We start from the raw sequence: 16798 nt of genomic DNA, 5'->3' as shown, positions 1-16798 counted from the left end.
CGCTCCGCAGGCGCGCCTCAGGCGTCCCTCAGGGGACGGCGTCCCCGTCCCCCGCGCCCGTTCCGGGCAAACCGGACCGCGACGAGGTCCTCGGGGCGAACGGGCTCAGTGGTCGTCCCAGTGTTCGCCGTGGCCGGCGTGGCGGTGACCGTCGTGCACGTAGTCGACGTGGTCGCCGTGGGGAACCGCCACGTGCCCGCAGCCCTCGCCGTGGGCGTGGGGGTGCGCGTCGTGGGGCGTGTGGCCCTGGGGCTCGCACTCGTCCGCGTGGCCGTCGTGCATCCGGTGCAGATGATCGTCGTGCACGTAGTCGACGTGATCGCCATGGGGAACCGCCACGTGCCCGCACCCCTCGTGGTGGGCGTGGGTGTGGCCGGGATGTTCGAGGTGGGCGGTGGTCATGGCCTTCTCCTGGGCTGTGAGGAGACGTCTCCTCCAAGTCTCCTCCGCTTCGCCCGCCGACGCGCAGCGTCCACCCGTCGCGGTCGCCGGATCACCGCCTCCGCGAGACTTGGTAATGGAAGTCGTTTTCATGTAACGTCCTGCGCGTTGTCCCTGTTCCAGGAGGTAGGTCATGGCTGTCCCGAAGCGGAAGATGTCCCGCAGCAACACGCGCCACCGCCGCGCCCAGTGGAAGGCCGTGACGCCCCAGCTGGTGCCGGTCTCGGTGGACGGCGTCGTCCACCACGTGCCGCAGCGGCTGGTGCGGGCGTACGAGCGCGGCCTGCTGCGGCCCGAAGGCCGAGTGCGGTGAGCGACGCCGACCGGCGGCTCCCGGTGACCGTCCTCTCGGGCTTCCTCGGCGCCGGCAAGACCACCCTGCTCAACCATGTGCTCACCAATCGCGACGGACTGCGGGTCGCGGTGATCGTCAACGACATGAGCGAGATCAACATCGACGCGGCGCTGGTACGCGGCGGCGAGGCCGCCCTGTCACGGACCGAGGAACGCCTGGTCGAGCTGACCAACGGATGCATCTGCTGCACCCTGCGCGACGACCTCCTGGAGGAGGTGGACCGGCTGGCGCGCGAAGGCCGCTTCGACCACCTGCTCATCGAGTCCAGCGGCATCTCCGAGCCCCTGCCGGTCGCGGCCACCTTCGCCTTCCCCCGGGACGACGGCGCGACCCTGGGCGACCTGGCCCGTCTGGACACCATGGTCACCGTGGTGGACGCGGCGAACTTCCTGCCCGAGCTCGACGCCGGGGACGGCCTGGTGGAGCGGGGTCTCGCCCCGTACGAGGAGGACGAGCGGACGGTCAGCGACCTGCTGATCGACCAGATCGAGTTCGCCGACGTCATCGTGCTGAACAAGCTCGACCTCGTCGGGGCGGACGACGCCCTCCGGCTGCGCGCGGCCCTCGCCCGGCTGAACCCCGCCGCCCAGCTGGTGACCGCCGTCCACGGGCAGGTGCCTCTCGGGCGCGTCCTGGGGACCGGCCTGTTCGACCTGGAGCGCGCGCAGGAGGCCCCGGGCTGGGTCATGGAGCTCAACGGCGACCATGTGCCCGAGACCGAGGAGTACGGGATCTCCAGCCTCGTCTTCCGCTCCGAGAAGCCCTTCCATCCGGCTCGGCTGTTCACCTTCGTCACCGAGGGGCTCGACAGCGGCGCCTTCGGGCACGTCCTGCGCTCCAAGGGCTTCTTCTGGCTCGCGGGCCGACCGCGGATCACCGGGCTGTGGTCGCAGGCCGGCTCCGTGGCCCGGTTCGAGCCCTCCGGCGTCCGCGACGACGCCCAGGGGCAGGAACTGGTGTTCATCGGCACCGGCCTCAGGGCCGAGGCCCTCGGGGCGGCGCTGACGAGCTGCTTGCTGGCCGAGGGCGAGGAGCCTCCCGCCGAGGACCCGTTCCCCGCGTGGGACTCCTCCGGGATCGACGACGCCTGCGCGCACGAGGGTGCCGCTCTCGTGTGACCGGCCCGACGAGCTCCGGGTGGGGCGGTGGTCGCAGCCACGGCACCGCCCCACCCGGCTTCTTCGCCCTTCCCGCTCCGTGAGGGCGTACGCAAGGCGCCGCGTTTCGACGCGGCGCCTTTCTCCGTTCGCCGGGCGTCCCTCCTGGCGCGGGTGTGCGGCGCCTGCGGGAGCCGCGCGCCGGTCCTCCCCTGAGGCGGCGGACCCGCTGCCTCAGGGGAGAAGGGGCCGGCTACCAGGAGGACTTGGTCACTCCGGGCAGGAAGCCCGCGTGCGCCTGCTGCCGGACGCGGACCCGGGAGAGGCCGAACTTGCGCAGATGGCCGCGGGGGCGCCCGTCGACGCTGTCACGGTTGCGTACGCGGGTGGCGCTGGCGTCGCGCGGCTGGCGGCCGAGTTCGGCCCGTGCGGCCTCGCGCTCGGCCGGCGTGCTGGTGGGGCGGCCGATGATCTCCTTCAGCTCGGCCCGCCGGGCGGCGTACCGCTCGACGACCGCCTTCCGGTGCTCGTTGCGCGCGATCTTGCTCTTCTTCGCCATCAGACCTTCCCTCCGCGGGCACGGATCCGGGCCACGGCGGCCTCGATGCCGATGATGTCCACGGTCTTGATCGCCCTGGCGCTCAGGGTGAGGCGGACGTGCCGGCCCTCGCTCGGGAGCCAGTAGCGCTTGCGCTGGACGTTCGGGTCGAAGCGGCGCGAAGTGCGCCGGTGGGAGTGGGAGATGGCGTTGCCGAAGCCGGGCTGGGCGCCGGTCAGCTGACAGTGGGCGGACATGGGTGTGTTACCTGCCTCTCTCTACGTCCACTACGTTATCGGTAATGGAAATCATTCCCATATACTAGCCGCATGGCACGCAACGAACTCCGCCCCGTCATCAAGCTCCGCTCCACCGCGGGCACCGGCTTCACCTACGTCACCCGCAAGAACCGCCGCAACGACCCCGACCGCATGACCCTGCGCAAGTACGACCCCGTCGTCGGCCGCCACGTCGACTTCCGCGAAGAACGCTGATCCCCCGGTCCCGCCCGCCCCCACCCACCCCGAAAGGCCCGCCCTCACCATGAAGCCCGGCATCCACCCCGCCTACGGCCCCGTCGTGTTCCGCGACACCGCCTCGAACCACGCCTTCCTCACGCGCTCCACGATGACCAGCGACAAGACCATCGAATGGGAGGACGGCAACACCTACCCCGTCGTCGACGTCGAGATCTCCTCGGTCAGCCACCCCTTCTACACCGGCACCGCCCGCGTCCTGGACACCGCCGGCCGCGTCGAACGCTTCGAGCGCCGCTACGGAACCCGATGATGGAGCGGGACCCCGCTCTCCCCGTCGTCCTCGTCGCCGGACTCCACGCGGACGCCCGCAGGCAGACCGTCGACCGGCTCCTGGAAGCCGTCCCCGGCAGCGTCGCCCTGCACCACGACCTCACCGGGGCGGACGACCGGACCGTACGCCGCCTGATCCGCGACGCCTCCGGTCTCCTCTCCGACGAGGAGGCCCCTCTGGTCAACGACTGCGCGTGCTGCGCCCTGCGCGAGGACCTCGTCCCCGAGCTGGAGAGGCTGGCGGGCAGCGGCCTCACACGACTCGCCGTCGTCGAACTGTGGGACTCGGTGGAGCCCAGGGGCATGGCCGAGGTCATCGCCGCCCACGCGGGCGACCGCGTGGTCCTCACCAACGTCATCACCGCCGTGGACCCCGCGCTCGTCCTGCCCTACCTGGCCAACGGCGACGACCTCGCCGAGGCCGGCCTGCAAGCCGCCCCCACGGACCAGCGCACCGTCGGGGACACCTGGGCCCGGCAGTTGGAGTACGCCCCCGTCCTCGCCCTCGTCGACAACGAGGAAGCGGACGACGAGGACCGCGCCCTCCTCGCGCAACTCCACCCCACCGCACGCCAGGTGGCGGCGGAGTCCGGAGAACTCGCCGAGGCCGCATTCGCCGGTTTCGCCGGCTTCGACGTCGAGGCGGCCGCCGCGGCCCAGCACCCGGCGTGCGCGCTGCTGCCGCAGAACGCCGACGAGGCCGGGGTGACCACCCTCGTCTGGCGCCGCCACCGGCCCTTCCACCCCGGCCGCCTCTACGAGGCGCTGGAAGACCTGTGCTGCGCCGCCGCCCGCAGCCGCGGCCGGTTCTGGCTCGCGGACCGGCCCGACACCCTGCTCGCCTGGGACGCCGCCGGCGGCGCCCTGTGCGTGGAGAACGCCGGACCCTGGCTGGCCTCACTGCCGGACGCCGCATGGGAGATGGTCCCGCCCATGCGCCGGGCCGCCGCGTCACTGGACTGGCACCCCGAACACGGCGACTGCTGCCAGCACCTCGTCTTCACCTCACCGGGGCTGGATCGCGAAGGAGTCGAACAACTCCTCGAATCCTGCCTGCTGACGGACGCCGAGTACGCCGCCGGCCGCGAGGCGTGGAGACATCTGCCCGCGGCCTTCGACACCCTTCTCGACCAGACCTGACCCCCCGAACGACCAGCAAGGAGCACCTCCATGGCACGCCGCCAGGACCCCCGCAAGCCCCTCAAGGCCCGGCCCAACCCGCTCGACGCCGCCGGGATCACGTACATCGACTACAAGGACACCGACCTGCTCCGGAAGTTCATCTCCGACCGGGGCAAGATCCGCAGCCGACGCGTCACCCGCGTCACCGCCCAGCAGCAGCGCAAGATCGCCGCAGCCGTCAAGAACGCCCGCGAAATGGCCCTCCTGCCCTACTCGGGAAACCCCGCCACCCGCTGACACCGGACAACGGCCGCCCCGCCGCGTCCGGTTCGGCACCGGACGGCGTGCGCTCCACCGGGGGCGGGCGTCGCCGGCGCCGGAGCCCCGCGCCCGCCGCCACCAGGACGGCGGCCGTCGCGTACGCCGCCGTCACGGCCCCCTGGCCCGCCCCCGGGCCGGCGAGATACGCGACCGCGCCGGCCCCTGCCACGCCCAGCCACTCCACCCGGCCGTCCAGTGCCACCAGGGCGACGAGGAGGAGCGCGTACCAGGAGTAGCCGGGGGTGAGGAGGAGGAAGGCCGCACCCGTGGTGAGGAGGGCGCCGCGCCAGGGGCGTTCGGGATCGCCGCGCCACCACACGGCGAGCGCGACGCCCGTCAGGACCAGCAGCGCCGCGGTCGTGGCCCACGCGTCCGGCAGGACGAGCCGCAGCAGCGCGAAGCGTCCGCCCGCGCCGGCGTCCTCGTACCCCTCCTCCTCCGCGTAGCCGCCCAGGTAGCCCAGGACCGAAGCCTCGGACAGCAGGACGTAGGGGAGGTACACCGCGCCGACGACCACCGCGGCCGGCACCACCACCGCGAGGACGGCGCGCGGGCGGCGCGCCCCGGAGACGGCGCCCGGGAGCAGCACGGCGGGCAGCATCTTCGCCGCGATCCCCAAGCCGAGCAGCGCGCCGCCGGTGAGGCGGCGGCGGGCCACGACGGCGAGGGCGGCGACCGAGAACAGGACGGCGAGGACGTCGGCGTGCGCGTTGTTGACGGCCTCGACGGGGACGGCGGGACACCAGGCCCACAGGGCGGCCCGGCGCGGGTCCCCGCGCCGCCGCAGGACGGTCACCAGCAGGCCGGTCACCGCGAGGGAGAGGAGACCCGCGCCGACCTGATGGGCCTTGTGGCGGCTGTTCGGCGGGGCCAGCCCGTGGACCAGGAGGAACCACACCTCGGCGACCGGCGGGTAGACGGTGTGCGCGGCCGGCCGGTTGATGCGGGTGCACCCGCCGTCGGGCAGCGGCGCCACGTCCGGCGTGCCCGGGCATGCCGTGGCGGCGGGGAAGAGCCATCCGTCGCGCAGCGGGACGAGCTCCGGGTCGGCGGGGGCGCGGTCGTACGGGGAGATCCCGGCCGCCTGCACCCGCCCGTCCCACGCGTACCGGTACGCGTCCGTGCTGGTGCGCGGCGCCTCCACGAGCCCGGTGGCGGCGACCGCGACCGCCCCCGCGAGCACCAGGGGCACGACAGCGCGTCCGGCGACCCGGCGCAGCGCGACCACGGCAGCCGCGAACAGCGCCCAGCACGCCGCGTAGCCGCCCAGGAAGCCTCCGCCGACGGCGTCCCCGCCGAGCAGCGCGGTGAGGGCCGTGGCCAGGATCGCGACCAGGACGACGGTGACCGCGAGCGGACGGGTACGAGACATGGGCGCAGCCTGGCAGGAGGCTCGCGCACACGGACGGCGCCGCGTCGAGGCGTTCGGATTCCGTAAGGTGTCGGAGCCCCCGCGCCGCGGCCCGCGACGGTGTCATGGGAACCATGACCTTCCGCCCGCGCAGGATCACCCTGCCCGCGTTCCGCCCGCCTGTCTTCACCGGCCGTCCGCACGACGCGCGGACGGCGACCGCCGTCGGCCGCTGGCTCGGCGCCGCCTTCGCGGTCTGCTTCGCGACCGGCCTCGTGAGCCACTACCTCCAGCACCCGCCGGACTGGCTGTCGAACAGCCTCCCGCCCCGACCCGTGTGGGGGTACCGGCTCACCCAGGGCCTGCACGTCGCCACCGGCCTGGCCGCGATCGTGCTGCTCCTGGTGAAGCTGTGGGCGGTGTACCCGCGCCTGTTCGTGTGGCCGCCGGTGCGGTCGTGGCGGCACGCGCTGGAACGCCTGTCCGTCGCGGTGCTGGTCGCCTCCGCCCTCTTCCAGGTGCTGACCGGCCTGCTCAACATCGCCGAGTGGTACCCCTGGCCGTTCTCCTTCGTCCCGGTCCACTTCGCCGTCGCCTGGGTCGTGGCCGGTTCGGTCCTGCTGCACGTCGCGGTCAAGGCCCCGCAGATCGGCGCCCATTGGCGGAGGACGTCGGAGGGGACGCTCGCGCTGCCCGCCGAGGACGTCCGCGACCGCCGCTCATTGCTGCTCGGCACGGGGGCGGCCGTCGGAGCGGTCACCCTGACGACGGTGGGCCAGACGTTCACCCCCCTGAAGTCCCTGGACCTGCTCGCCCCCCGGCACCCCGACCACGGCCCGCAAGGGCTCCCGGTCAACAGGACCGCGGCCGCCGCGGGCGTCACCGCGAGCGGCCTCCGCGCGTGGCGGCTGGAGGTCACCGGCCCGCGCCCGTACACGCTCACCCTCGACGCCCTGCGCGAGCTGCCCCGCACCACGGCCCGGCTGCCGATCGCCTGTGTCGAGGGGTGGAGCGCCGACGCCCGCTGGGAAGGCGTACGGGTACGCGACCTGGTGGCGCGGGCGGGCGGCCGACCCGGGCACGACGGCGTACGGGTGACGTCGCTGGAGCAGGCCGGCGCCTACCGGGTGATGGAGATGGGCGCGGACTACGCCGACGACCCCCTCAGCCTGCTCGCCCTCACGCTCAACGGGCAGGTCCTCTCCCTCGACCACGGATTCCCGGCCCGGATCATCGCCCCGAACCGGCCCGGCGTCCTCCAGACCAAGTGGGTGCACCGCCTGGAGGTGCTGTGACGACCGCGCACGCGCTGCGGTACGCCGCCGGCGGGCTCGGCATCGCAATGGTCGGCGTCGGCGCCCGGCTGGTGGCGGCCGAGCCCGACCCGGCGGGCGTACTCCTCTGGCTGGCCGGGGCGCTCGTCCTGCACGACGGGATCCTCGCCCCGCTGGTCCTCGCGGTGGGGCTGCTGCTCGCCGGACGGGCGGACAGAGGCGCGCTGAGGGGGGCGCTGATGGCGGCGGGGAGCCTGGTGCTCATCACGCTGCCCCTGCTGCTCCGGCCGGGCGCGCCGCCCAACCCCTCCGCGCTGCCCCTGCCGTACGGCCGCAACCTCGCGCTCGTGCTGGCGGTGGTCGCGGCGGTGACGGCGGCGCGGATCCTCGTACGACGGTGGCGTGCCCGCCCTCAGCGGGACGACGAGGACGACCGGCCGGCGAGAACGGCCCCCTGAGCGACACGGCCAGGGGGCAGCGCCCTCAGCGACACGGCGGGGACGACTCACGGGCGAGGACGGCGAAGTGGCGGCCCGTCACCTCCCAGCGTTCGGTCACCGCCCAGCCCGCGGCCGCCGCGTGCGCCGCCAGCGCGGGCGCGCCGACCCGCGCCCACGGGAATCGCCGGCCGCTGCCGCCTCTCCCGTCCACCACCCGGACCTCGCACCGCTCGTCCACGTCCACGGGCGCGCACTCCGCGACGACCCGTCCGGAGCGGGAGACGACCCGCAGCACCCGGCGCAGCAGGGCGGCCGGGTCGCCGCCGATGCCGATGTTGCCGTCGATGAGCAGGGCGGTGCCCCAGCGCCCCTCCCCGGGAAGGGGATCGAACACCGAGCGGCACAGGGCCGTGCCGCCGAGCCCGAGGGTTCGGGCGACCGCCTCCGGGCTGACGTCGACGCCCAGCGCCCGCCGCCCCGCCGCGGCCAGCGCGGCGACGAGCCGCCCCGGACCGCAGCCGATGTCGAGGACCGGCCCGCGACAGCGGCCGAGGACGGACAGGTCCGCCGCGTCCGGGGCGTCGCACCACCGCTCGACCTCCAGCGGCAGCAGCCACCCGTCGTCACGGCTGAGATAGAGCGGACCCCGGCCGGAGCGCAGGGCGTCGGCGTACGGGCCGGCGCGCCAGGCCGTCGTCGTGACGGTCATGTGGCCGCTCCCGCCCGCGCCGGGTCCAGGGCGGCGTGCAGCGCGGCGAAGCGGGTGCCCGTCGCCTCGGCCGCCACGAGACGCGCGTCCTCGGCGGTGTCCACGTCCCGCAGCTCGGGCAGCCGGCCGATCCGCAGACCGGCCGCGCGGAGCCGCCCGTACAGGACGGCGCCGGTGTCGGCCCGCGACATGGGGACGCCGAGCAGCAGCGCCGGGTCGGGGGAGCGCAGGCCGAGGGCCCAGAAGCCGCCGTCCACCGCGGGACCGAACCAGGCGTCGTACGCGCTTCCGCGCACGGCCGGGGTCAGCAGGGCGGGCGTGAGCTGCGGGGTGTCCATGCCCACGAGCAGCGCCGGGCCCTCGCACCCGGCGAAAGCGGCGGCGAGCCGCACGTCGAGCCCGCCCGCCACCTGGGGGACCACCTCGAAGCACGGGGGCAGCCAGGCGCCGGGCTCTCCGTCCAGGACCAGCACGTGCCGGCCGGCCGGAACCCGGGCCGCCGCGGCGAGCGTGTCGGTCAGGGCGGCCTCGGCGAGCGCCGCGGCCTGAGGGGGCGTGAACGGGGGAGTGAGGCGGGTCTTGACCCGGCCGGGCAGCGGCTCCTTGGCGATCACGAGCAGCGCCGTCATCCGCGCTCACCCGCGACCGGCGCGGCCTCGTCCAGAACCCGGCGCATGTCCCGCACGGCCTGCCAGGTGCCCCGCCACGTGCCCGTCACCTTCGACCGCCCGGAACGCCGCAGGTACGGCACGTCCACCTCGCGCACCCGCCAGCCGGCGTCGGCGGCCCGGACGACCATCTGGAGCGGGTAGCCGCTGCGCCGGTCCGTCAGCCCCAGGGACAGCAGCTCGTCCCGCCGGGCGACCCGCATCGGGCCCAGGTCGCGCAGCCGGAGCCCCGTCCTGCGGCGCACCATGCGGGACAGCGCCAGATTCCCCGCCCGGGCGTGCAGCGGCCACGCACCGCGCTCGGCGGGCCGCCGGCGGCCGAGGACGAGATCGGCGGAGCCGTCGCGCACGGAGTCCAGCAGACCCGCGAGGAGGCCGGGGTCGAGGGACGCGTCGCAGTCGCAGAAACAGACGAAGTCGGCGTCGGAGGCGAGCAGTCCGGCGTGGCACGCGGCGCCGAACCCGCGCCGGGACTCGTGCACCACCGTCGCCCCGAGGCCGCGGGCCAGCGCGGCGGAACCGTCGGTGGAGCCGTTGTCGACGACGATCGCCCGCCATCGTTCGGGAACCCGGGCGAGCACCCAGGGCAGGGCCTCGGCCTCGTCGAGACAGGGAAGGACGACGTCTACGCTCATGGAGGTCACGGCTCCCACCGTAGGAATCCCGTCGCGCTCCGGGGCGGTGGAAGTCCTTACGAAACGCGGACGCCGTGCGAGGTCCCCCCGGCCGGCCGTGGCCGCCCGCCCGGCGCGGATGCGAGGCTGGGCGCCATGAGCGAGCACAGCGGCCCCCGCCCCGCCCCACGGATCCTGGTGGTGGACGACGACCCGACGGTCGCCGAGGTCGTCACCGGCTACCTGGAGCGGGCCCGGTTCGCCGTCGAGCACGCCGGGGACGGCGCCGACGCGCTGCGCCGGGCCGGGGAGCGGTGGCCGGACCTCGTCGTCCTCGACCTGATGCTGCCCGGCATGGACGGCCTGGAGGTCTGCCGTCTGCTGCGGGCCACCGGCCCCGTACCGGTGATCATGCTGACCGCGCGCAGCGACGAGGAGGACCGCGTCACGGGGCTCGAAGTGGGCGCCGACGACTACGTCACGAAACCCTTCAGCCCCCGGGAACTCGTCCTGCGCGTCCGCTCCGTGCTGCGCCGCCACCACACCGCCGCGGCATCCGCCTCCCCGGGCCCGCTGCGCGCCGGGGACCTGACCGTGGACCCGGGAACCCGCAGGGCCACCCGCGCCGGTGCTCCGCTCGCCCTCACCCTGCGCGAATTCGACCTCCTCGCCCACTTCATGGAGCACCCCGGCACGGCACACAGCCGCGAGGCGCTGATGCGGACGGTGTGGGGGTGGGACTTCGGCGACCTGTCCACGGTCACGGTGCACGTCCGCCGGCTGCGGGCCAAGATCGAGGACGACCCCGGCCGCCCCGCCCTGATCCAGACGGTGTGGGGCGTCGGCTATCGCTTCGAAACCGGTGCCGGACAGGAGGCCCCGGCGTGAAGGACGTCCTGCTCATCGCCGTCTTCGCCCTTGCCGGGGCCGCCTGTGCGGGACTCGCGGGGGCCCTCGTCCTCCGTCTCGTGCGGCGCCTCTCGGTCGCCGTGTCCCTCACCGTCGTCGCCGTCGTGACCGTCACCGCCATGCTCGCCGGCACGCTCGCCGTGGCCCGGGCGATGTTCCTCTCGCCGCACGACCTGTGGGTCGTCACGGTCGTCGTCGCCATGGCCGCCCTGGTCTCCTTGGCCACCGCCCTCGTCCTGGGCCGGTGGGTGGTCGCGGGCAGCCGTGCGCTGACCTTGGCCGCGCGGCACTTCGGCGACGGCGGCAGCTTCGCCCCGCCGCAGGGGGAGGCGCCCGCGGAACTCGCCGCGCTCACACGGGAACTCGCCGCCACCAGCGCCAAGCTCGAAGCCTCCAGAGCGCGCGAACGGGCCCTGGAGTCCTCCCGGCGGGAGCTCGTCGCCTGGATCTCCCACGACCTGCGCACCCCGCTCGCCGGACTGCGGGCGATGGCGGAGGCCCTGGAGGACGGCATGGCCGCCGAACCGGCCCGCTACCACCGGCAGATCCGCACCGAGGTCGAACGCCTCACCGGCATGGTGAACGACCTCTTCGACCTCTCCCGCATCCACGCCGGAGCCGTGGTCCTCACCCCCAGCCGCATCTCCGTGTACGACCTCGTGGGCGACGCCCTGAGCGGCGCGGACCCGCTCGCGCGCGAACACCGGGTGCGCCTGGTGGGTGAGGAGGTCGAGGCGGTTCCGGTCGACGTGGACGGCAGGGAGATGACCCGTGTGCTGGCCAACCTCCTCGTCAACGCCATCCGCCACACGCCCGCCGACGGCACCGTGGCGGTGGCCGCCCGGCGACGGGACGGGGCCGTCGTCGTCTCCGTCACCGACGGCTGCGGCGGCATCCCTGACGAGCATCTGACCCGCGTCTTCGACACGGGATGGCGCGGTACCGAGGCCCGCACGCCACCCGCCGGAGCCGGTCTCGGCCTCGCCATCGTCCGTGGCATCGTCGAGGCGCACGCCGGCCGGACCGAGGTCCGCAACGTGCCCGGCGGCTGCCGCTTCGAGGTCTCCCTGCCCGTGGCAGACGGCTGACCGGGGCTACGCGCCCGCGACACGGACGGACGGCCCCACCCGCCCGCGGCACGACGGCTGACCGGGTCTGCCCGCCCGCGACGACGGTTGACCGGGCTCACCCGCCCGCGGCACTGCGGTTGACCGGGTCTGCCCGCCCGCGACACGAGGGCTGACCGCCCTACCCGCCGACGGCCGCGGAGGCCCGCTGACCGGCCCGGGCGAACTCCTCCATCCCCGCCGCGAACCCGACCTCGGGGCGCCACCCGAGATCACGCCGCAGCCGGGACGAGTCCGCCGTGATGTGCCGGACGTCCCCGAGCCGGAACTCACCCGTCGTCACAGGCCCCGGACCCCCGTGCGCCCGCGCCAGGGCCGTCGCCATCTCCCCCACGGTCTGCGGATCCCCGCTGCCGGTGTTGTACGCGGTGAGAGCGCCGGCCGGCGGCGTGTCGGTCTCCAGGGCGGCGACGTTGGCCGCGGCCACGTCCCGTACATGGACGAAGTCACGGCGCTGTCCGCCGTCCTCGAAGACGCGCGGTGCCTCGCCCCGGGCGAGCGCGGAACGGAAGAGCGAGGCCACACCGGCGTAGGGGGTGTCGCGGGGCATCCCGGGCCCGTACACGTTGTGGTACCGCAAGGACACGGCCGTGCCGCCGGTCGACCTGGCCCAGGAGGCCGCCAGGTGCTCCTGTGCCAGCTTCGTCGCGGCGTACACGTTGCGCGGGTCGGCCGGTGTGTCCTCACCGACCAGGCCGGGCGAGAGCGCGGAACCGCAGGAGGGGCAGCGCGGCTCGAACCGTCCCGCCGCCAGGTCCTCGGGGTGACGAGGACCCGGCCGCACCGGCCCGTGGCGGGGACAGTCGTACCGGCCCTCCCCGTACACCACCATCGACCCGGCGAGGACGAGTCGTTCCACTCCCGCCCGCGCCATCCCGGCGAGGAGCACGGCCGTCCCGAGGTCGTTGCAGCCGACGTACGCCGGCGCGTCGGCGAAGTCCTTGCCGAGACCGACCATGGCGGCCTGGTGGCAGACGGCGTCGACGCCGCGCAGCGCCACCCGGACGCCCTCCGCGTCCCGCACGTCCACCCGCAGGAACCCCCCGGCGGGGGCCTCGGGTACGGAGGTGTGGGCGCTGGGAAGCAGGACGTCCAGCACGACCGGCTCGTGACCGGCCCGTTGGAGAGCACTCACGATGTGGGAGCCGATGAACCCGGCTCCGCCTGTGACGAGTACACGCATACGCACGACCCTAGGCAGGGGCCCCTCCCTCCGGGGCCCAGCGCGCCGGGGGCGTAAGCCTTCCGTCACATCGCGGCGGCCAACGCCGCGAGTCCCGGTCCGCCGAGGTCGTCCAGCGCCACCCGCCGACGGCAGACGGCCAGGAGAAGCGGGAGCGCGGGCCCGCTCACCTCCGGGCCCTCGCCGATCGACACGTCGGCGTCCGTGGCCGTCAGCCGGGTGCGGGCCACGAGTTCCCTGGCCCCGCCGAGGGAGGCCGGCGTCCGGACCTGGAGACGGAGCGACCTGACGACGGCCTCCGTCGGGTAGGAGCGGGAGAGTCCCAACGGCCGGCGAATGTCCTCGCCGTGCACGACCTCCTCGACGAGCCGGCTGTCGAGGGGCGCCGGCGGGGTCGACCTGCGCGCCGCCACCCGACGGAGCCGTTCCAGCGTCTCCCGCGGGGAGGCGCCGCGCTCGCGCGCGACGCCGCGGGCGTTCTGGCGGTCGAAGTCGAACCGCGCCCGCGCGAGGCCGAGCACGAAACCCAGCCGCGTCGTCCGAGCCGTGTCGGCCAGGTGGGCGACCACGTCGTGCACGGTCCACCCGGCACAGAGCGAAGGCTCGTCCCACCGCGCGTCGTCGAGGCGCTCCAGGACACCGATGAGCGCCGCGCGCTCCGCATGGACCATCGACCAGACGTCTTCCACGGTTTCCTCCACCCGTCGACCACAGCAACTGCCAGGGCAGACTCGTCGCCCCCACGGAACTCATCGGCCCCGGCCTCAGGCGCGTACGCGGCGTACGCGGACCGGAACGCGGCGGGCCCGTCCACAGGACGAGCCCGCCGCGCCCTCCGGCCCTCTACCCGCCCGAAGAGATCGTCGGCACCTTGCGCAGCAGCACCGCCACCAGCGCCGCCGTGAGCAGTGCGAAGGCCGCGCTGAGCGTCGACGCCGCCTGCAGAGCCGTGGTGAAGGACTCCCGCGCGATCGCCAGCAGGCGCTCGTCCGCGACCGTGCTCGCCGCGCCCAGTGACTCCCGCGCCGCGGCGGGAGCGTCGCCGGGGATCCCGCCGCGATAGACCGCCGCCGCGACACTTCCCGTGAGCGCGATCCCCAGGGCCAGGCCCAGGTCGTACGCGGTCTGGCCGGTCGCCGCCGCCGCGCCCGCCTTCTCGGGGGGTGCGGCGCCGACTGCCAGGGTCGTGCCGAGGACGCTGATCGGGGCGGCGCCGAACATGATGACCGCGAGGCCCAGGGAGGCCGTACCGGCCCCGGCCGCCAGCGCGATCGCCGTGTACCCGGCGAGCGACACCAGCAGACCGCCGATCAGGACGTACGCGGGGCGGTAGCGGCGGGCGAGCGGCGGGGTCAGCTGCGATCCGGCGATCAGCCCGACCGCTCCCGGCAGCAGCCAGAGCCCGGCTTCCAGGGGTGACCGGCCGGCGACCGCCTGGAGGTACTGCGGGACCAGGTACTCCACGCCGTTCAGCGCGGTCATGCCCAGCAGCAGGGTGAGCAGCGCACCGGTGAAGGCGCGGTCGCGGAAGAGCCGCAGGTCGAGCAGGGGTGTCGTCAGCCGGTTCTGGCGGCGGACGAAGAGGACGGTGAGGACCGCACCCGCGGCGAAGGCCCCGGCGGCCCCGGCTGTCGGGCCGTGCGAGGCCACCGACTTCACCCCGTACACCAGGGGCAGGACCGCGAAGAGGAAGAGGGCCACACTCGGCACGTCGGTCCGGCCGGCGGCGGGATCGCGGTACTCCGGCAGCAGGACCGGCGCCGCGACGAGGGCGATCAGCATGACCGGCAGACCGATCAGGAAGACCGATCCCCACCACCAGGCCGCCAGGAGCACCCCGCCGACGATCGGGCCGATCGCCAGGCCGACCGAGAGCGCCGTCACCCACATCGCGATCGCGGTCGCCCGTTGCCGCGCGTCGGCGAACATGTGGCTGATGAGGGCGAGCGTCGAGGGGAGTACGGCGGCTCCGGCCACGCCCAGCAGGGCGCGGGCGGCGATCAGGGTCTCCGCGTTCGGCGCGTAGGCGGCGAGCAGGGAGGCCAGCAGGAAGCCGGCCGAGCCCGTCATCAGGAGCCGGCGCCGGCCGAGGCGGTCGCCGAGTGTGCCCATGATGACCAGGGTGCCGGCGGTGAGGAAGCCGTAGATGTCGGTGATCCACAGCAACTGGGCGCTGCTCGGCCGGAGATCGGCGGCCAGGTAGGGCGTGGCGAGCCACAGGACGCCGAGGTCGGCCGTCATCAGCGTGACGGGCAGGAGGAGGACGGCGAGTCCGATCCACTGGCGGGCCCCGGCCTTCGCGGGCCCGGTCTCGACGGAGGAAGAGGGAGAAGAGGGGGAAGAGGGGGCAGAGGGGGTGTCGGTGGTGGTCATCGGGGCAGTGCTCCGTTCAGGGATTCCTCGGCGGACCTCAGCAGTTCCCGCACGCGCTGCGGGCGTTGCGCACGCGGCACCCCCGACAGCTCGGTGCCGTGCAGGATCGCGACGGACGCGTCCTCGATCCCGCAGAACCGGGAGACGGCCACCCGAAGCTGGAGGTCCAGGACGGGGGAGAGGCCCCACTGAGCGATCTCCGCCTCGGTGTTGCCCATCAGGGCGAGCCAGAGCATGCGCTTCCCGGCCAGGCGGGGCTTGCTGCGGCCGTAGGCGAAGCCGTAGTTCCACACCCGGTCGATCCATCCCTTGAGGACGGCCGGCGGCGCCATCCACCAGACCGGGAAGACGACCACGATGTCGTCGGCGGCGAGGACGCGGTCCATATGGGCGTGGACTTCGGGGGAGTACGTCTTCTCCCGGTCGGCCCAGTCCGGTTCGTCGGCCGGCCGCAGGACGGGGTCGAAGCCCTCGGCGTACAGATCGAGTACGTCGACGCTCGCGCCGCCGTCCTTCAGCCGGGCGTGCAGGAGGCCGGAGACCTGTGCGGTCAGGGAGTCGGTACGGGGGTGGGCGTGGACGAGCAGGGTGTGGCGGGGCATGGAGGCGTCCTTCGGAAGGGTCCGGGGGCAGGCGGGCGGGCGCGGTGGAGGTCACAGACCGAGGCCGGAGCCGCCGCTCGCGTCGATGTTCTGGCCGGTCACCCAGCGCGCGTCCTCGGAGGCGAGGAAGCCGACGACGTCGGCCACGTCTCCCGGCTGACCGACCCGGTCGAAGACCGAGAACCCGGCGGCGTGCGCCTTGGCGGCCGGGTCGGCCATCCAGGGGTGGATGTCCGTCTCGATGGTGCCGGGCGACACCGCGTTGACGGTGATGCCCCGCGAACCGAGGGTCTGGGCGAGGGTCAGGGTGAGCACCTCGACCGCGCCCTTGGACGCGGCGTACGAGGTCATGCCGGGGAAGGCGACCTTGGTGACGCCGGAGGAGATGTTGATGATCCGGCCGCCGTCCCGCAGCCGGTCGAGGCCGTGCTTGACGATGAAGAACGGTGCCTTGGCGTTGACCGCGAAGACCCGGTCGTAGTCGGCCTCCTCGACCTCGTCGATGGTGCCCGCGCCGGCGATCCCGGCGTTGTTGACCAGGATGTCGACGCCGTCGGCGTGCGCGTCGAAGGCCCGCCAGAGGGCCTCGGCGTCCCCGGGGACGCCCAGTTCGGTGCGGATCGCGAACGCGGAGCCGCCGGACGCCTCGATCGCGGCGACCGTCTCCTTCGCGGCGGCCTCGTTGCTGGCGTAGTGGACGGCGACGCGGGCGCCGTCGGCGGCCAGCCGCAGGGCGATCGCGCGGCCGATGCCGCGGCTGGCGCCGGTGACGAGCGCGGTCTTGCCGGTGAGGGTGGTGGAGCGGGCCATCGGAGTCTCCTCGGTGGTGGTGTTTCCTGCTGACGGGGACGACTCTGCGGGAGAG

General features: G+C 74.4%; 22 protein-coding genes. 10 read left to right on the top strand and 12 right to left on the bottom strand.

The features are described 5' to 3' along the window. Positions 1–105: 105 nt before the first annotated feature. Positions 106–402, bottom strand: coding sequence for a hypothetical protein (locus ACIGHB_RS19245; RefSeq protein ID WP_399914481.1), 297 nt, complete (start codon positions 400–402; stop codon positions 106–108). 172 nt (positions 403–574) lie between these two features. On the opposite strand from ACIGHB_RS19245, the gene rpmF reads away from it, so the two are divergent. Together rpmF and ACIGHB_RS19235 are read left to right on the top strand one after the other, a co-directional pair. Beyond that, entirely contained in the window at positions 575–754 is a 180-nt protein-coding gene (gene rpmF / locus ACIGHB_RS19240) for a 50S ribosomal protein L32 (RefSeq protein WP_360309766.1), read from the top strand. Further along, positions 751–1914, top strand: coding sequence for a GTP-binding protein (locus ACIGHB_RS19235; protein ID WP_399914479.1), 1164 nt, complete (start codon positions 751–753; stop codon positions 1912–1914). Before rpmF ends, ACIGHB_RS19235 begins: the two co-directional genes overlap by 4 nt. Before the next feature lie 232 nt (positions 1915–2146). Here the strand turns inward: ACIGHB_RS19235 and rpsN are convergent, their stop codons facing one another. After that, a complete protein-coding gene (gene rpsN, locus ACIGHB_RS19230; protein ID WP_399914477.1) occupies positions 2147–2452 on the bottom strand; it encodes a 30S ribosomal protein S14 in 306 nt (101 codons plus the stop codon). Then, positions 2452–2688 carry a 50S ribosomal protein L28 gene (rpmB, locus tag ACIGHB_RS19225; RefSeq protein ID WP_399914475.1) on the bottom strand — a complete coding sequence of 79 codons (237 nt, stop codon included), beginning with the start codon at positions 2686–2688 and terminating at the stop codon, positions 2452–2454. Before rpmB ends, rpsN begins: the two co-directional genes overlap by 1 nt. 72 nt (positions 2689–2760) lie before the next feature. Here rpmB and rpmG point away from each other — a divergent pair, with 72 nt between their 5' ends. The 4 genes from rpmG to rpsR are packed head-to-tail and all read left to right on the top strand — an operon-like array spanning position 2761 to position 4659. Continuing rightward, positions 2761–2925 (top strand): 50S ribosomal protein L33, encoded by a 165-nt coding sequence (rpmG, locus tag ACIGHB_RS19220; protein WP_019753828.1) that lies wholly within the window; start codon positions 2761–2763, stop codon positions 2923–2925. 49 nt (positions 2926–2974) lie between these two features. Beyond that, a complete protein-coding gene (locus ACIGHB_RS19215; RefSeq protein ID WP_360309758.1) occupies positions 2975–3220 on the top strand; it encodes a type B 50S ribosomal protein L31 in 246 nt (81 codons plus the stop codon). Then, entirely contained in the window at positions 3220–4380 is a 1161-nt protein-coding gene (locus tag ACIGHB_RS19210; RefSeq protein WP_399915014.1) for a CobW family GTP-binding protein, read from the top strand. Before ACIGHB_RS19215 ends, ACIGHB_RS19210 begins: the two co-directional genes overlap by 1 nt. A 30-nt stretch (positions 4381–4410) precedes the next feature. After that, on the top strand, positions 4411–4659 hold the full coding sequence (gene rpsR, locus ACIGHB_RS19205; RefSeq protein ID WP_360309754.1) for a 30S ribosomal protein S18: 249 nt from the start codon (positions 4411–4413) through the stop codon (positions 4657–4659). Here the strand turns inward: rpsR and ACIGHB_RS19200 are convergent. Then, positions 4601–6055, bottom strand: a complete 1455-nt coding sequence (locus ACIGHB_RS19200) for a glycosyltransferase 87 family protein (protein ID WP_399914472.1) — start codon at positions 6053–6055, stop codon at positions 4601–4603. The two genes, rpsR and ACIGHB_RS19200, sit on opposite strands and share 59 nt — an antisense overlap. Positions 6056–6159: 104 nt before the next feature. On the opposite strand from ACIGHB_RS19200, the gene ACIGHB_RS19195 reads away from it, so the two are divergent. Both ACIGHB_RS19195 and ACIGHB_RS19190 read left to right on the top strand, forming a co-directional pair. Further along, positions 6160–7329: a molybdopterin-dependent oxidoreductase gene (locus tag ACIGHB_RS19195; RefSeq protein WP_399914470.1), complete on the top strand. Its 1170-nt coding sequence runs from the start codon at positions 6160–6162 to the stop codon at positions 7327–7329. Further along, positions 7326–7766 (top strand): hypothetical protein, encoded by a 441-nt coding sequence (locus ACIGHB_RS19190; protein WP_399914468.1) that lies wholly within the window; start codon positions 7326–7328, stop codon positions 7764–7766. The genes ACIGHB_RS19195 and ACIGHB_RS19190 overlap by 4 nt, the downstream gene beginning before the upstream one ends. 25 nt (positions 7767–7791) lie before the next feature. Here the strand turns inward: ACIGHB_RS19190 and ACIGHB_RS19185 are convergent, their stop codons facing one another. From ACIGHB_RS19185 to ACIGHB_RS19175, 3 genes are read right to left on the bottom strand one after another with little or no spacing between them, the layout of a single operon-like run. Further along, on the bottom strand, positions 7792–8457 hold the full coding sequence (locus ACIGHB_RS19185; RefSeq protein WP_399914466.1) for a methyltransferase domain-containing protein: 666 nt from the start codon (positions 8455–8457) through the stop codon (positions 7792–7794). After that, a complete protein-coding gene (locus ACIGHB_RS19180; protein ID WP_399914464.1) occupies positions 8454–9086 on the bottom strand; it encodes a DUF2064 domain-containing protein in 633 nt (210 codons plus the stop codon). Before ACIGHB_RS19180 ends, ACIGHB_RS19185 begins: the two co-directional genes overlap by 4 nt. Beyond that, positions 9083–9760 (bottom strand): glycosyltransferase family 2 protein, encoded by a 678-nt coding sequence (locus tag ACIGHB_RS19175; protein WP_360309850.1) that lies wholly within the window; start codon positions 9758–9760, stop codon positions 9083–9085. Before ACIGHB_RS19175 ends, ACIGHB_RS19180 begins: the two co-directional genes overlap by 4 nt. Positions 9761–9895: 135 nt before the next feature. Between ACIGHB_RS19175 and ACIGHB_RS19170 the strand changes: the two genes are divergently transcribed. Continuing rightward, entirely contained in the window at positions 9896–10627 is a 732-nt protein-coding gene (locus ACIGHB_RS19170; protein WP_399914462.1) for a response regulator transcription factor, read from the top strand. Further along, positions 10624–11736, top strand: coding sequence for a HAMP domain-containing sensor histidine kinase (locus ACIGHB_RS19165; protein ID WP_360309740.1), 1113 nt, complete (start codon positions 10624–10626; stop codon positions 11734–11736). The genes ACIGHB_RS19170 and ACIGHB_RS19165 overlap by 4 nt, the downstream gene beginning before the upstream one ends. Before the next feature lie 160 nt (positions 11737–11896). On the opposite strand, the gene ACIGHB_RS19160 is transcribed toward ACIGHB_RS19165, so the two are convergent. The 5 genes from ACIGHB_RS19160 to ACIGHB_RS19140 form a co-directional block, all read right to left on the bottom strand. Next, positions 11897–12958: an NAD-dependent epimerase/dehydratase family protein gene (locus tag ACIGHB_RS19160; RefSeq protein ID WP_399914460.1), complete on the bottom strand. Its 1062-nt coding sequence runs from the start codon at positions 12956–12958 to the stop codon at positions 11897–11899. A gap of 65 nt (positions 12959–13023) precedes the next feature. Next, entirely contained in the window at positions 13024–13629 is a 606-nt protein-coding gene (locus ACIGHB_RS19155) for a maleylpyruvate isomerase family mycothiol-dependent enzyme (RefSeq protein ID WP_399915012.1), read from the bottom strand. 172 nt (positions 13630–13801) lie between these two features. Continuing rightward, entirely contained in the window at positions 13802–15331 is a 1530-nt protein-coding gene (locus ACIGHB_RS19150; RefSeq protein ID WP_399914458.1) for an MFS transporter, read from the bottom strand. Beyond that, entirely contained in the window at positions 15328–15933 is a 606-nt protein-coding gene (locus ACIGHB_RS19145; RefSeq protein ID WP_399914455.1) for an NAD(P)H oxidoreductase, read from the bottom strand. Before ACIGHB_RS19145 ends, ACIGHB_RS19150 begins: the two co-directional genes overlap by 4 nt. A gap of 51 nt (positions 15934–15984) precedes the next feature. Next, positions 15985–16743: an SDR family oxidoreductase gene (locus ACIGHB_RS19140; protein ID WP_399914453.1), complete on the bottom strand. Its 759-nt coding sequence runs from the start codon at positions 16741–16743 to the stop codon at positions 15985–15987. Between the last annotated feature and the right edge of the window lie 55 nt (positions 16744–16798).

The sequence above is a fragment of the Streptomyces sp. NPDC085460 genome (genome assembly GCF_044541975.1).
In the GTDB taxonomy this organism is placed as follows: Bacteria; Actinomycetota; Actinomycetes; order Streptomycetales; family Streptomycetaceae; genus Streptomyces.
The sequence above is the reverse complement of the archived record's forward strand: the minus strand, read 5'-3'. Positions and strand labels throughout refer to the sequence as shown.